Annotated in this window: 11 protein-coding genes; 8 read left to right on the top strand and 3 right to left on the bottom strand. The window is 73.4% G+C overall.

Annotation, left to right across the window (positions count from 1 at the left end):
- Positions 1-19: 19 nt before the first annotated feature.
- The 4 genes from ACFWIA_RS04085 (at position 20) to ACFWIA_RS04070 (ending at position 4379) form a co-directional block, all read left to right on the top strand.
- Entirely contained in the window at positions 20-511 is a 492-nt protein-coding gene (locus tag ACFWIA_RS04085; protein WP_387000145.1) for a cysteine dioxygenase, read from the top strand.
- A 419-nt stretch (positions 512-930) separates the two neighbouring features.
- Positions 931-1914, top strand: coding sequence for a 2-phospho-L-lactate transferase (gene cofD, locus ACFWIA_RS04080; protein ID WP_387000142.1), 984 nt, complete (start codon positions 931-933; stop codon positions 1912-1914).
- Entirely contained in the window at positions 1911-3236 is a 1326-nt protein-coding gene (locus ACFWIA_RS04075; protein ID WP_387000139.1) for a coenzyme F420-0:L-glutamate ligase, read from the top strand. Before cofD ends, ACFWIA_RS04075 begins: the two co-directional genes overlap by 4 nt.
- 117 nt (positions 3237-3353) lie before the next feature.
- On the top strand, positions 3354-4379 hold the full coding sequence (locus ACFWIA_RS04070; protein ID WP_387000137.1) for a DNA-3-methyladenine glycosylase family protein: 1026 nt from the start codon (positions 3354-3356) through the stop codon (positions 4377-4379).
- Positions 4380-4406: 27 nt separating this feature from the next.
- On the opposite strand, the gene ACFWIA_RS04065 is transcribed toward ACFWIA_RS04070, so the two are convergent.
- Positions 4407-5489 (bottom strand): sugar phosphate nucleotidyltransferase, encoded by a 1083-nt coding sequence (locus tag ACFWIA_RS04065; protein WP_387000135.1) that lies wholly within the window; start codon positions 5487-5489, stop codon positions 4407-4409.
- Positions 5490-5596: 107 nt separating this feature from the next.
- Positions 5597-6997 carry an N-acetylmuramoyl-L-alanine amidase gene (locus tag ACFWIA_RS04060; protein ID WP_387000132.1) on the bottom strand — a complete coding sequence of 467 codons (1401 nt, stop codon included), beginning with the start codon at positions 6995-6997 and terminating at the stop codon, positions 5597-5599.
- Positions 6998-7204: 207 nt separating this feature from the next.
- On the opposite strand from ACFWIA_RS04060, the gene ACFWIA_RS04055 reads away from it, so the two are divergent.
- From ACFWIA_RS04055 to ACFWIA_RS04045, 3 genes are all read left to right on the top strand, one after another.
- On the top strand, positions 7205-7960 hold the full coding sequence (locus ACFWIA_RS04055) for a TIGR03089 family protein (protein WP_387000130.1): 756 nt from the start codon (positions 7205-7207) through the stop codon (positions 7958-7960).
- Between the two features lie 282 nt (positions 7961-8242).
- The gene (locus ACFWIA_RS04050; protein ID WP_387000128.1) at positions 8243-9988 is read left to right on the top strand and encodes an LCP family protein; all 1746 of its coding nucleotides are present in this window, start codon (positions 8243-8245) and stop codon (positions 9986-9988) included.
- An 84-nt stretch (positions 9989-10072) separates the two neighbouring features.
- The gene (locus tag ACFWIA_RS04045) at positions 10073-11860 is read left to right on the top strand and encodes an LCP family protein (protein WP_387000126.1); all 1788 of its coding nucleotides are present in this window, start codon (positions 10073-10075) and stop codon (positions 11858-11860) included.
- 78 nt (positions 11861-11938) lie between these two features.
- Here ACFWIA_RS04045 and ACFWIA_RS04040 read toward each other — a convergent pair whose 3' ends face one another.
- Positions 11939-12946 carry a glycosyltransferase family 2 protein gene (locus tag ACFWIA_RS04040; protein WP_387000124.1) on the bottom strand — a complete coding sequence of 336 codons (1008 nt, stop codon included), beginning with the start codon at positions 12944-12946 and terminating at the stop codon, positions 11939-11941.
- 178 nt (positions 12947-13124) lie between these two features.
- Here ACFWIA_RS04040 and ACFWIA_RS04035 point away from each other — a divergent pair, with 178 nt between their 5' ends.
- Positions 13125-14600 carry an LCP family protein gene (locus tag ACFWIA_RS04035; protein WP_387000122.1) on the top strand — a complete coding sequence of 492 codons (1476 nt, stop codon included), beginning with the start codon at positions 13125-13127 and terminating at the stop codon, positions 14598-14600.
- Positions 14601-14662: the final 62 nt, after the last annotated feature.

The following is a 14662-nucleotide window of genomic DNA, read 5'->3' as shown; positions in this document are numbered from 1 at the left end:
GAGGACATCACCGCACCCCATGAACAGCGACAGCGACCTCCAGATCGCGGGCGACATCCTTGAGGTACCGCACCTCCTCCAGCCCGCGCGCGAACACCCGTTCACGGTGGCGGAGTTCGCCGGGCTCGCCCGGTCCATCGCCGCCGACCGCGCCCAGTGGGCGCACCTGGTGCGCTACGACGCGACCAGCCGTTGGTACCACCGTTTGCGCACCGGGCCCGGGTACGAGGTGTGGCTGCTGTCCTGGGTGCCCGGGCAGGGCAGCGGGCTGCACGACCACGGGCCCTCCAGCGGGGTGCTCACGGTGCTGGAGGGGGAGCTCACCGAGCGCACGCGGCAGGCTTCGCACGTGGTGCGGCCGGGGGCGCAGCGGGTCTTCGCGCCGGGGTACGTCCACGAGGTCGTCAACGCGGCGATGGAGCCTGCGGTGAGCCTTCATGTGTACTACCCCGGGCTCACGGAGATGCGGATGCATGCGGCGCAGTGTGCGGGTGCGGCTGCTTCTGTTTGAGCGTTTCGCTCGGGTGCGTGCACCTGGCGGTGTGCGGTCCGGTGCGGGTGCGCTGTCCAGTGCGGGTGCGTGGTGCGTTTCGCGCAGTTCCCCGCGCCCCTATCGGGTGCGTTCGCCTGGCCGTGCGCTGTCCGGTGCGGGTGCGCTGGGCTTTCGCGCAGTTCCCCGCGCCCCTTGATCTCGGGCGCTACTCGGCGTCGTCGTCCGCCCCGCCGAAGCCGCAGCCAAGCCCCGGCCAGGGCCCCGACAGGGGCGCGGGGAACTGCGCAACAGCCCAGCGCACCCGAAGTGAACAACGCACCACCAGATGAACGCACCCGACAAGGGGCGCGGGGAACTGCGCAAAACGCACCGCGCACCCGCACGGGACGGCGCAGGCGAGCCGGAAGGCGCACTTCGTGCCTGACAGACTGGGCCGCATGCGCATTGTGGTTCTGGCAGGCGGCATCGGCGGCGCCCGATTCCTCCGCGGTCTCAAGGAGACCGCACGGGAGTTCGGGGTCACCGACATCACCGTCATCGGCAACACCGGGGACGACATACACCTCTTCGGTCTGAAGGTCTGTCCGGACCTGGACACGGTGATGTACACCCTCGGCGGCGGCATCAACGAGGAACAGGGTTGGGGACGCGAGGACGAGACCTTCCGGGTCAAGGAGGAGCTCGCGGCGTACGGCGTGGGCCCCACGTGGTTCGGGCTGGGCGACCGGGACTTCGCCACCCACATCGTGCGGACGCAGATGCTGTCCGCGGGCTACCCCCTCAGCGCGGTCACCGAGGCGCTGTGCGAGCGCTGGCAACCGGGCGTGCGGCTGCTGCCCATGTCGGACGACCGCATCGAGACGCACGTGGCGATCACGGTGCCGGAGGGCGAGCCGGGCGCCGGTGAGCGCAAGGCGGTGCACTTCCAGGAGTACTGGGTCCGGCTGCGGGCCGCCGTCGACGCCCATGCCGTGGTCCCGGTCGGCGCCGACCGGGCGAAGCCCGCGCCGGGGGTCCTGGAGGCGGTGGCGGGCGCCGACGTGGTGCTGTTCCCGCCGTCGAACCCGGTGGTCAGCATCGGCACGATCCTCGCCGTGCCCGGCATCCGGGAGGCCATCGCGGAGGCCGGGGTGCCGGTGGTGGGCCTGTCCCCGATCGTCGGGGACGCACCGGTGCGCGGGATGGCCGACAAGGTCCTGGCGGCGGTCGGCGTGGAGTCCACCGCCGCGGCGGTCGCCGCGCACTACGGCTCCGGGCTGCTGGACGGCTGGCTGGTGGACACCGTCGACGCGGACTCCGTCGCCCGGGTGGAGGCCGCGGGCATCCGCTGCCGTGCGGTGCCGCTGCTCATGACGGACCTCGACGCCACCGCGCGGATGGCCCGCGAGGCGCTGGCCCTCGCCGAGGAGCTGCGGGCATGAGTACGGACAACGGCACCGGTTTCCGGGTGTGGGCGGTGCCCGGCATCGGCGAGGTGGTGCCCGGGGACGACCTGGCGAAGCTGATCGCCGCCGCCGAACCGGCCCTGCGGGACGGCGACGTCGTCCTGGTCACCTCGAAGGTCGTCTCCAAGGCGGAGGGCCGGGTCCTGGACGCGGTCGACCGGGAGGCGGCGATAGACGCGGAGACCGTGCGGGTGGTCGCGCGGCGCGGACCGCTGCGGATCGTGGAGAACCGGCAGGGGCTGGTGATGGCCGCCGCCGGGGTGGACGCCTCCAACACCCCGAACGGGACGGTGCTGCTGCTGCCCGAGGACCCGGACGCCTCCGCCCGTGCCGTGCGCGACGGGCTGCGGGCCGCCCTCGGGGTCGAGGTCGGCGTCCTCGTCACCGACACCGCCGGCCGGCCCTGGCGCAACGGGCTGACCGACATCGCGATCGGCGCGGCCGGCGTACGGGTCCTCGACGACCTGCGGGGCGGCACCGACCCCCACGGCAACCCGCTGACCGCCACCGTCGTGGCCACCGCGGACGAACTCGCGGCGGCCGGCGACCTGGTCAAGGGGAAGACCGCCGGGCTGCCGGTCGCCGTGGTGCGCGGGCTCGCGCACACCGTGCGGACGGACGACGCGGACGACGTGCCCGGGACGGGGGCGCGGGAGCTGGTGCGTCCCGCGCGGGACGACATGTTCCGCCTGGGCACCTCGGAGGCGGTGCGGGAGGCCGTCACCCAGCGGCGTACCGTGCGGGCGTTCACCGAGGAGCCGGTCGACCCGGGAGCGGTGCGCCGGGCGGTCGCCGCCGCGGTCACCGCGCCCGCGCCGCACCACACCACGCCCTGGCGGTTCGTGCTGCTGGAGAGCGCCGACTCCCGGCTGCGGCTGCTGGACGCCATGCGGGACGCCTGGGTCGCCGACCTCCGACGGGACGGGAAGTCGCCGGAGTCCATCGCCCGGCGGGTGCGCCGCGGGGAGGTGCTGCGCCGGGCGCCGTACCTGGTGGTGCCCTGTCTGGTCACCGAGGGCGCCCACCACTACGGGCACGCGCGGCGGGACGCCGCCGAGCGGGAGATGTTCGTGGTCGCGATGGGCGCGGGCGTGCAGAACTTCCTCGTGGCGCTGGCCGGGGAGCGGCTGGGTTCGGCCTGGGTGTCGTCCACGATGTTCTGCCGGGACGTGGTCCGGGAGGTGCTCGGGCTGCCCGCGGACTGGGACCCGATGGGCGCGGTGGCGGTCGGGCACCCGGCGGGCGAGCCGAAGGAGCGGCCGGCGCGGGAGACGGAGGCGTTCATCGAGGTGCGCTGACCGGGAGCGGCGGGCGGCGGGGCGACGTCGCCCCGCCGGGCGGGGCACCATGGAACGCGGGGACCGGTTCCGTAGGACCCCGGCGACGGGGAAGCGGACGAGCACAGGACGCGGGCGATGGCTGGACGTTTCGAGCAGCGGCCCACACGGGTGACCGTGCGGGGCGGTGTCGTCGGCGTGCCGTCCGCACGGCCGGGCCGGGGCGCCGTACCGCCAGCGACGGGCCGTACCCGGGTGTGGGCCCCCGACGGGCCGGTCGACCTGGGGCTGGTGCTCGGGCCGCTGCGGCGGGGTCCCGGCGATCCGACGTTCCGGGCGTTGGCGGACGGCTCGGTGTGGCGGGCCTGCCGGACGCCCGCCGGGCCGGGGACGCTGCGGGTGGCGGCGCGCGGGGCGGACGTCGAGGGCACCGCCTGGGGTCCGGGGGCCGAGTGGCTGCTCGACCGGCTGCCCGTGCTGCTGGGCGCGGCGGACCGGCCCGAGGAGTTCGTGCCCCGGCACCGGATCGTCGCGCACGCCTGGCGGCGGCGGGCCGGGCTGCGGCTGGTCCGGACGGGGCTGGTGATGGAGTCGCTGATCCCGTCCGTCCTGGAGCAGAAGGTGACCGCCGACGAGGCGTACCGGGCGTGGCGGCTGCTGGTGCGGGGCTTCGGCGAGCCCGCGCCCGGTCCGGCCGGGGAGGGTGACCGGGCGCCGCTGCTGCACGTGCCGCCCGCCGCCGGCAGCTGGCTGCGGGTGCCGTCCTGGGAGTGGCACCGGGCCGGGGTGGACGACAAGCGGGCGGCGACGATCCTGCGGGCGGTGCGGGTCGCCGGCCGGTTGGAGCAGGCCGGTGCGCTGGAGCCGGAGGCCGCGCGGCGGCGGCTGGAGGTGATCCCCGGGGTGGGCCCCTGGACCTCGGCGGAGGTGGTGCAGCGCAGCCACGGGGCCGCCGACTGCGTCACCGTCGGCGATCTGCACCTGCCCGGGATCATCGGGTACGCGCTGGCCGGGGACCGGGACGCGGACGACGCCGAGATGCTGCGGTTGCTGGAGCCGTACGCGGGGCAGCGGCACCGGGCGGCCCGGCTGGTGCTGTTGTCCGGGCGGGTGCCCGCGCGCCGCCACCCCAAGATGCCCCGCACCGACATCGGACTGCTGTAGGACGTGCCGTCGGTGCGGGGGCGGGGCTCACTGGTCCGAGGAGAAGCGCACCGCGCCGGCGGGCAGGGCCGCCCCGCACCACACCCGGGCGCCGTCGCGCAGTTCGTTGTCGGGGCCGACCTGCGCGTCGTCGCCGATGACGGTGTCCCGCAGCGTGGTCCGGGCGCCGATGTGGGCGCGGGCCCCGACGAGGGAGTCGGTGATGACGGTCCCGGGGGCGATGACCGCGCCCGACAGGACGGTGCTGCCGGTGATCCGGGCGCCGGAGCCGACCCGTGCGCCGTGTCCGATGACGGTGCCCCCGGTGAGTTTGGCGTCGGCGGCCACCTGTGCGGTGGGCAGCACCAGTCGGTCCCCGCAGCGGCCCGGCACCGCGGGGGACGGGGCGCGGCCGAGGACCAGGTCCGCCGAGCCGCGCACGAACGCCCGGGGCGTGCCGAGGTCGAGCCAGTAGGTGGAGTCGACCATGCCCTGGAGGTGGGCGCCGGAGGCCAACAGGCCGGGGAAGGTCTCCCGTTCCACGGAGACGGGGCGCCCGGCGGGGATGGTGTCGATGACGGAGCGGCGGAACACGTACGCGCCCGCGTTGATCTGGTCGGTGACGATCTCCTGGGGGGTCTGGGGCTTCTCCAGGAACGCGGTGACCCGGCCCGTGGGGTCGGTCGGCACCAGTCCGTAGGCGCGCGGGTCGGGGACCCGGGTGAGGTGCAGGGAGACGTCGGCGCCGGATTCGTCGTGGGTGGCGTACAGGGCGCGGATGTCGAGCCCGGTGAGGATGTCGCCGTTGAAGACGGCGACGGGGTCGCCGGGGCCGGCCTGCAACCGGGCCGCGGCGTTGCGGATCGCCCCGCCGGTGCCGAGGGGTTCGCGTTCGGTGACGTACTCCAGGCGCAGCCCCAGGGCGGAACCGTCCCCGAAGTACGGTTCGAAGACCTCCGCGAGGTAGGAGGTGGCGAGCACGATGTGGTCGATGCCCGCCGCCCGGGCCCTCGCCAGCTGGTGGGTCAGGAAGGGCACCCCGGCCGCCGGGACCATCGGCTTGGGGGTGTTGACCGTGAGCGGGCGCAGTCTGGTGCCTTTGCCGCCCACCAGGAGGATCGCTTCTGTCACCTGTCGTCTCTGCCTTCTGCCAGGGCCGACCGAACGCGTCGCCGGCCGGCCGGTGTGTGGACCAACCCGCCGGGCAGACGCGATCAGGGGTGACGGTGGTTGCGTGATCAGCGTCCCTGGAGGCGGGCCGCACTGCTGCGGGCGGTCCCCAACTTGCCGTAGAGGCGGGCCCCTGGGCACTCCGTGGCGAAACCGTCACGGTGACCGGAGATCACCTGGAGCCGAACCTTCTCGCCCTTTCGGTACAGATTGCCACCGCCCGAGGTGAGATATGTCTTGGCCTTCGGATTGACTCCATACAGCCCCAATTTCCAGGCCGCGAGCTTGGCGATGCCCTTCACGGCGGCGGCGGGCGGGGTGGTGCTGCCGTAGGAGCCGAGGACCGCGATGCCCGTGGTGTTGGTGTTGAAGCCCCGGGTGTGGGCGCCGAGCACGGCCTTGCTCACTCCGCCGGCGCGGCCCTCGTAGACGGTGCCGCACTTGTCGACCAGGAAGTTGTAGCCGATGTCGCGCCAGCCACTGCTCACCACGTGGTAGCGGTAGATACCGCGAATGACCGAAGGCGCTTGGGAGCAGCGGTAGTTGTTGCCGGTGAAGCTGTGGTGGACGAAGGCCGCCTTGACGGAGTTGGTGTACCCGAAGCCGCTTTCCCGCAGGCTCTCGTCGGCGCCCCACTTCTTGCGGGAGACGATCTTGGGTCGGGGTGCGGTGTGGGGGCCGGCGGCGGCCGGGGCGCGGTCCTGGTCGGTACCGAGGACGTCAGAGAGGTGGGAGAGGTCGGAGAGGTCGCCGAAGTCGGGGATCTCGGGGACCTCGTACGCCCCCGGGACGTCCGCGGAGGCCGCCCGGCGTCCCCTGGAGACGGCTCCGCCCGCGGGCGCGGCCACGGGTCCGGACGCGCGGTCGGGGGCGGGCTCCGGGCCCGGGTCGACGAGTTCGAGGCGCAGGCCCTCGGGGAGGGGGGCGGGTCGGTGGGCGTCCCGGTGGGAGTGGCCGGTGACGCGCACCTCGACGCCGTCCGAGTCGCCGACCCACAGGGGGGCGGTGGCGCCGCGGACCCGTCCGGAGCGGGCCTCGGCGGAGCCGGGGTCGGCGGCGTGGTCGTGGCCGTGGGTGTTGACGGACCGCCAGCCGGACCAGGTGCCGGTTCCGGTGGCGCGGGTGCGGACCTGCACCTCGCCGTCGAGCACGGTGCGGACCTCGTCCCAGACGACTCCGAGGAGCGAGAACGGGCGGACGTCCCGCGGCGGGACGCCCTGCTCCTGCGCGTCGGGGGCCAGGGTGCGGTCGGTCGGTCGGGCCGTGAGCGGGAGGGACTGGGTGCTGCCGGGGAGCGGGGCGGGGTCGAGGGCCGGGGCACCGGGCCGGAGGCCGGGTGGCGCGGCGTCCGTGCCGCGCGGCGCGGCCTGGGCTCCGGAGGGGAGGGTGAGCGGGAAGGTCAGTGCGATCGCGCACGTGACGCCGATCGAAGAAGCAATGAATCCACGCATACGCCCGATACTGGACATGAATGTGACGATATGTCCATCCGGGAGCTGACGGGCCGTTCGCTCGCGACGGACTGCGCCCCACCCGCGCGGAGCGCACCTTCACCCGGCCGGCCCGGCCGCTTCACCCGGCCGGCCGCCCGGCCGGTCCGCGCCGTCCCGCGCGACCCCGTGCGCCCCTGCGCGACCCCGTGCGACCGCCCGGGCCGGCCGCGTAGCCTTGCGCGCGTGAACGCATCCGACCGCACCCCCGCCGACCTGCTGCGATCCGCGCTCGCCGCGGACCCGTCCCGCCCGCTGGTGACCTTCTACGACGACGCGACCGGAGAACGGGTCGAATTGTCCGTGGCGACGTTCGCCAATTGGGTGGCCAAGACCGCCAACCTGCTCCAGGGCGAGCTGGGCGCGGAACCCGGCGACCGGGTCGCCCTGCTGCTCCCCGCGCACTGGCAGACCGCCGTCTGGCTGCTGGCCTGTTCCTCGGTGGGCGCCGTCGCCGATGTCGGCGGGTCGGCCGGGCGCGCGGACGTGGTGGTGGCCGGCCCCGATGCGCTGGAGACGGCGCGGGCCTGCGGCGGGGAGCGGATCGCCCTGGCACTGCGTCCGCTCGGCGGACGTTTCCCCGTAACGCCCGAGGGGTTCGCGGACTACGCGGTCGAGGTGCCCTCGCAGGGGGACCGGTTCGTTCCGTTCGCGCCCGTGGACCCCGCCGCCGACGCGCTGATCGTCGCGGGCGCCGAGTACTCGGGCGCCGAGGTCGTGGAACGTGCCGTCGCCGACGCCGGACGGTTCGGGATCGCCGGTCCCGGTGCCCGGGTGCTGTCGCTGCGCGGGTACGACACCTGGGACGGACTGTCGGCCGGACTGTACGGGCCGCTCGCCGCCGGCGGCTCGGTGGTGCTGTGCCGCAACGCCGAGGCACTCGACGAGGAGGCGCTCGCGAAGCGCGTCGAGGTCGAACGCGTGACCGCCACGGTGCGCTGACCGGCGCCCCGACCCCGGCCGCTCCCCCGCCGGAGCACGGGGCCGCCCGAAGACCGGCCCCGGATCTCCGTAGCGCACGACTCCGCCGAACGTATGAGCCGGATTGCCCGGTTATCAAGACGTGCAATGTGTCACCGTCATCGCTCTACGCCCAATTGGGCGGATAGTGTGAGCGATCCCGGTGCCTGCGGTCGTCGCGCACCGAGCACCGAGAGACCGAGCTGCCGTGCGCCTTCGAGGGGGGTGGCGTCGCGTGGGGCCTGACGGAGGACGCTAACAACCGTGGACGCGCAAGGCCGTGGGCCGGGGGACGACGTGGACCCCGCCGACCAGTGGGTGCTGAACCCGCAGACCGGTGACTACGAACTGCGACTGGGCCCCTCCCCCGACCCGCCGGCGGCGCCTTCCCCCCGGGGAACCGGCCGCCGCGCCCCGGGCCCCCGCACCTCCCCCGACGCCCCGCGCCGCACCGGTACGGGCACAGGTGACGTACCGGGCCAGCGCAGGCGCCGCGGGGCGCCGCCCCCGCCGCCGAACCGCCGCCGGGGACGTTCCGCCGGTTCCGGCAAGTCGTCCCGGGGCAAGAAGGTCCTCGCCTGGACGGGCGGCGTCCTCGCCGTCGTCCTCGTCGGGGCGGGCACCGGTGCCTACTTCTACCTGGAGCACCTGAACGGCAACATCACCACCACCGACGTGGGCAGTGCGGGCGCCGGCGGCTTCAGCAAGGACAAGGCCGTCAACATCCTGCTGATCGGCACCGACAAGCGCACCGGTGAGGGCAACGGCGGCTACGGCGACAAGAACAGCGCCGGCCACGCCGACACCGCCCTGCTGCTGCACGTCGCGAAGGACCGGACGAACGCGACCGTGCTGAGCATCCCGCGGGACCTCATCACGGACATCCCCGACTGTCCGACCAAGCAGCCGGACGGCAGCACCGAGGTGATCCCCGGCGAGACGGGCGTGCGGTTCAACACCAGCCTCGGCCAGGAGGGGCGGGACGCGGGCTGCGCGATGCGGACGGTCAAGGAGCTGACCGGCATCCAGCCCGACCACTTCATGCTCGCGGACTTCAACGCGGTGAAGACGCTGACGACGGCCGTGGGCGGCGTGGAGGTCTGCGTCGCCAAGGACGTCGACGACCCCAAGTCGCACCTCAAGCTCTCCGCCGGCAAGCACACCCTGAAGGGCGAGGACGCCCTCGCCTTCGTCCGGACCCGGCACAGCTTCGGCAACCAGGGCGACCTGGACCGCATCCAGGTGCAGCAGCAGTTCCTCGGCTCGCTGATGCGCAAGCTCAAGTCGAGCGACACGCTGACCAGCCCCAGCCGCTTGTTCGACCTCGCCGAGGCGGCCACCGAGGCGCTGGAGGTGGACACCGGGATCGGCAGCATCACCAAGCTCAAGGACGTGGGCATGGAGCTGGCGAAGGTGGACCCGAAGAACATCAGCTTCGCGACGCTGCCCGTGCTCGACAACCCCGCCGAACGCGTCAAAGCGACCGTCGTGGTGGACCGCGCCAAGGCCGACCCGCTGTTCGCGATGATCAGCAACGACGTCTCGCTGACCGAGGTCGAGCAGCAGAAGAAGGCGAAGGCCAAGAAGGAGAAGGCCGCCCAGGCCGGACTGTTGAAGGGCCCGATGGCGGACCCCGCCGATGTACGGGTGCACATCTACAACGGCGGCGCCGAAGCGGGCTCCGCTCAGGAAACTCTCACCTACTTGCAGAACACTGGGGGCGTGCTCAAGTCCAGCCAGCTCGGGAACGCGCCGGCAGACGTCTCGAAGACCCAGCTCGCGTACGCTCCCGAACAGGCCGACCAGGCCCGCCGACTGGCGAGTCTGATGGGTCTGTCCGCCTCCGCCATGAAGCCGGGCGAGAGCGAAACGAACGCACAGGGGCTCCCGGCGATCGTGCTGACGCTCGGCCCGGACTTCAAGGGCGCAGGAGCAGCGATGAAACCCCCGGAGAAGGTGCCGGAGGGGGTTCAGAAGGTCGAGGCGGACAAAGCGGTCTGCGCGGAGTAACCCTTTGGGTGTCTCGGGCGTCTAACGGGATACCTGGGTTCTACGGCGGCGTGCTGGGAGGGGTGGCGAATGGGCCGAAGTGGCATGCGTGGGGAGGAGTCCCGTCCACGCGTCCGCCGCGGCGACGCGCCCGCCCGGAGCGGAACGGACCTCGCGGACGAGCAGTCGGGGGCGGACGCCGACGCGGCGCCGGCCCTGCGGGACCCGGAGGGCGGGGCAACCGGGGAGAGCGTCGCCGCACTCGCCGAGGACGCCCCCCGCGACCGGGGCGCCTCCCGTCGGCCCGCCGGGGGCAAGCGCCCCGCCGGCGCGGCGGGTTCCCGCCCGGGGCCCGCCGGCCGCGGTGCCGGTCGGCCGGGCGGCGGGGGCCGCGGGCCGGGCGTCCGGCCGGCGCGCCGCAAGCGCCGCATACTGCGCTGGGCCGCACTGGTCCTCTCGGTCGTCATACTCGGCACGGCCGGCGCCGGATACCTCTACTACCGCCACTTGAACGGCAACATCCGCAAGGGCGAGTTGAACATCGGCGAGCACAAGGCCCCGACCCCCACCCCGAACGCCGCGGGGCAGACCCCCCTCAACATCCTCCTCATCGGCTCGGACAGCCGGAACACCAAGGAGAACCTGCGGCTCGGCGGCTCCCGGGAGAGCGTCGGCGCGGCCCCGCTGGCCGATGTGCAGATGCTGGTGCACCTGTCCGCGGACCGCTCCAACATGTCCGTGGTCAGCATGCCCCGGGACACCCTGGTGGAGATCCCCAAGTGCACCGACCCGGAGGGCGAAACGCACCCGGCGAGCAACGGGCGGGTGATGACCAACCAGTCGCTGGGGCGCGGTGGCGCCGGCTGCACGGTCGCCACCTGGGAGAAGCTCACCGACATCCACATCAACCACTTCATCCAGGTGGACTTCGCGGGCGTGGTCGACATGGCCGACGCGATCGGCGGCGTCCCCGTGTGCGTGGACAAGAACATCTACTCGCACACCGCCAGCAACAAGGGCTCCGGCCTGAAGCTCCCCGAGGGCACCCACTCCATCAAGGGCGAACAGGCCCTCCAGTGGCTGCGCACCCGCTACGGCTTCGGCGACGGCAGCGACATCGGCCGGGCGAAGGCCCAGCACATGTACATGAGTTCGATGGTGCGGGAGTTGCGGAAGAACGCCACCCTCAGCAACCCCGGCAAGCTGCGGGGCCTCGCCGAGACCGCGACCCGGGCGCTCACCGTCGACAAGGGGCTGGACGACGTGATGAAGCTGTACGAACTCGGCAACGAGCTGCGCAAGGTGCCGCCGGACCGCATCACCATGACGACGATGCCGTTCGACTACCTCGGCCCGCGGGTCGTGCCCAAGCCCGGGGACGCGGAGCAGCTGTTCCGGCTGATCCGCGAGGACATCTCGCTGGACGGCAAGGACAAGAAGCGGAAGAAGAAGGCGAAGCTGTCCGACGACCCGCCCGCGCCGGACGCGCAGATCGCCGTGCAGATCGTGAACGGCACCCGTACCGACGTGCTCGCACCGGCCGCGGGGCGCGCCTCCACGGTGGCGCAACTGCTGGCGGGCAAGGGCTTCGACCGGTCGGTCGCCGACACCCAGCGGGCGGTGTCCGAGGCCCAGACCGTGATCACGTTCCCGAGCGCGGACCTGGAGGGGGACGCCCAGCGGGTCGCCAAGGCGCTGGGCATCCCGCTGTCGTCGGTGGAGCAGTCCACCGAGGTCTCCGGGGTGACCCTGACCGTGGGCGCGGACTGGCGGGAGGGTTCCGTCTATCCGAAGGACGGCGGTCTTGACGACTCCGCGCCGAAGTCCGCGAACCTCCTGAACGGCGCCGACGAGCAGACCTGCATGGAGGTCAACCCCGGCTTCACCTACTGAGGCGATCCGGGGCGACCTGAGGCGGGGGTGACCGGTGGTCCGGCCGGAGCGTCGGACCACCGGTCACCCCGGGGCGTCTCAGCGTCGTGAGGCGATGACCCGCTTGGCGAGGGACTTGGGGCTGGTGAGGAACCCCCAGCCCCAGGACATGTGCATGGTCGCGAGCGCCACCGGTATCCGCAGCCGCGCCCCGAACGACAGTCCCCGCCCCGCGGGCACCGACCCGGCGGCGATCGCCGCGAGGTACCCGGCGGGCACCACGAAGCCCAGCGGGGTGACCGCGGCGCCGACCACGACGCCCGCGGCGATCGCGCACACCGCGGTCGGCGGTGCCAGGTAGCGCAGGTTGATGGAGCCCGAGTGGTACCGGGCGACCACGTGCCGCCAACGGCCGTAGTCCTTGTACTGCTTGGCGAGCGCCCGCACGCTGGGCCGCGGCCGGTAGGACACCCGCAGCTCGGGCGAGAACCAGATCCCGCCGCCCGCCTCACGGATGCGGAAGTTCAGCTCCCAGTCCTGGGCGCGGATGAACTCCTCGTTGTAGCCGCCCTGTTGCTCCAGGGCCTCGCGACGGAACACCCCGAGGTACACCGTCTCGGCGGGCCCGGCCTGACCGCCGGTGTGGAAGGCCGCGTTGCCCACGCCGATCTTGGAGGTCATCGCCGCGGCGACGGCCCGCTCCCAGTCGTTCTCGCCCTCGGCGTGCATGACGCCGCCGACGTTCTGCGCCCCGGTCTCGTCCAGCAGCCGCACGGCCGTGGCGATGTAGTCCGGCGACAGCATCCCGTGCCCGTCTACCCGGACGACGACCGGATGGCGGGACGCCTTGATCGCGGCGTTCAGCGCGGCCGGGGTGCGTCCCGTGGGGTTGGGCACGGTGTGCACCCGGGGGTCCTCGCGGACCAGTTCGGCGGCGATCTCGTCGGTGCGGTCCTTGGACGGGCCGAGGGCGATCACCACCTCCATCTCGCCCGCGTACTGCTGGGCGAGGATGGCTCGGACGGCGCCGCGCAGATGCCGTTCCTCGTTGAGGACGGGCATGATCACGGACACGGGGGGAAGCTTCGGGGAGGGCGTGGCGTTCATCGTCCTTCACGTTACCGCGAACGGGGGACACGGTCGCGCGCCGTCCGGCCGATCGCGTGGGCAGCATTTCCTATGGACGTACCGTCGCCTTGGCCCCACGGCCCCGGCCGGACCCGCACGGCACCGGTCCGACGGTCACGCCCGCCGAACCGCACCCGTACGCAAAGGTGTCCTTCCCGTGCCCCAGCCGCCCCGCCGTCCCGTCCGTCCCGTTCCCCCGGGCGGACGCAGACCCGCTGCCGCGGCCCCGGGACGGCGCACGGGGCGCGGCGGGCGGCCCCGCTGGGCGCGCCGCGCGGTGACGGCGCTGTCGGTGACCGTGCTGGGCGCGGCGGGCATCGGACACGCGCTGATGACGGGCATCGACGCGGAGATCCAACGGGTGGACGCGTTCAAGGACATGAAGAACCGGCCGAGCGCCGGCCACGGCACCAACTTCCTGCTCGTCGGCACGGACGGCCGGGACCGGATCACCCCCGAGGAGAAGGAGAAGTACCACCTCGGCGGGGCTCCGTGCCGCTGCACCGACACGATGATGATCGTGCACCTCTCGGCGGACCTGGAACGGGCGAGCGTGGTGAGCCTGCCCCGGGACTCGTACGCGAAGATCCCCGAGCGCGTCGACCGGACGACCGGGAAGCGGTACGCGGCCCACCCGGTGAAGCTGAACGCGGCGTACGCGGAGGGCGGTCCGCCGCTGACCGTGCGGACGGTGGAGCACATGACGGGGGTGAAGATCGACCACTACCTGGAGGTCGACTTCACCAGCTTCATGCGGACGGTCGACGTGGTCGGCGGGGTCCGCATCTGTGCCGCCAAGCCGCTGAAGGACTCGGCGACCGGTCTCGACCTCGCGGCCGGACCGCACGACCTGAACGGCGGGCAGGCCCTCCAGTTCGTCCGCTCCCGGCACATCGACGGCGCCGCCGACCTGGGGCGGATGCAGCGGCAGCAGACGTTCATGGCCGCGTTGATCGCCAAGGCGACCTCCTCGGGGGTCCTGTTGAACCCGGTGCGGTTCAGGGAACTCGCCCAGGCGTCGCTCGGCTCGCTGCGGGCGTCGAAGAACTTCGGCACGGACGAGATGTTGACGCTGGGCCGGGCCATGCGGGGCTTCTCGCCCTCGTCCTCGGAGTTCACGACGGTGCCGATCGAGAACGTCGCGCACCCGGTCAAGGGGCTCGGCTCCACCGTGAAGTGGAACGACGCCAAGGCGGGGCGCCTGTTCGAGGCGCTGCGCGAGGACGAGCCGCTCGCCGCGCACAAGGTGCGGCGCAAGGCGGTCAGGGTGGAGGTGGCGCCGGACCAGATCCGCGTCCAGGTGGAGAACGCCACCGGTACGGCGGACCTCGGCGGCACGGTGGACGCGGCCCTGCGCGGCACCGGCTTCCGCACGACGGGACGCCCCGTGAACGCGGCCGACCGGACCGCGGAGCGCACGGTGGTGCACTACGACCCGCGCTGGGACCGCTCGGTGCAGTCGCTGGCCGCGGCCCTGCCGGGGGCGGAGCTACGGCCGGAGCCGGGGCGGGGCGCGGTGATGCGGGTGGTCGCGGGCGCCGACTACCGGGGGGTCACCCGGGTCCGGGTGGCCGATCCGGCGGACTCCGGTGAGTTCGGCGCGGTGTCCGGCGACGAGGTGACCTGCGGCTGACGCGTCACGCATGACGCGGATACGGAACGGGCGGGCACCCGGAGGGGGTGCCCGCCCGTTCG

The sequence above is a fragment of the Streptomyces sp. NPDC127068 genome, from assembly GCF_042724695.1.
Classification (GTDB): Bacteria; Actinomycetota; Actinomycetes; order Streptomycetales; family Streptomycetaceae; genus Streptomyces.
The sequence above is the reverse complement of the archived record's forward strand: the minus strand, read 5'-3'. Positions and strand labels throughout refer to the sequence as shown.

Excerpts from the sequence above, each read along its gene's own strand:
- ACFWIA_RS04085 (WP_387000145.1), top strand. The coding sequence starts at position 20 with ATGAACAGCGACAGCGACCTCCAGATCGCGGGCGACATCCTTGAGGTA.
- cofD (WP_387000142.1), top strand. The coding sequence starts at position 931 with ATGCGCATTGTGGTTCTGGCAGGCGGCATCGGCGGCGCCCGATTCCTC.
- ACFWIA_RS04075 (WP_387000139.1), top strand. The coding sequence starts at position 1,911 with ATGAGTACGGACAACGGCACCGGTTTCCGGGTGTGGGCGGTGCCCGGC.
- ACFWIA_RS04070 (WP_387000137.1), top strand. The coding sequence starts at position 3,354 with ATGGCTGGACGTTTCGAGCAGCGGCCCACACGGGTGACCGTGCGGGGC.
- ACFWIA_RS04060 (WP_387000132.1), bottom strand. The coding sequence starts at position 6,997 with ATGTCCAGTATCGGGCGTATGCGTGGATTCATTGCTTCTTCGATCGGC.
- ACFWIA_RS04045 (WP_387000126.1), top strand. The coding sequence starts at position 10,073 with ATGCGTGGGGAGGAGTCCCGTCCACGCGTCCGCCGCGGCGACGCGCCC.
- ACFWIA_RS04040 (WP_387000124.1), bottom strand. The coding sequence starts at position 12,946 with ATGAACGCCACGCCCTCCCCGAAGCTTCCCCCCGTGTCCGTGATCATG.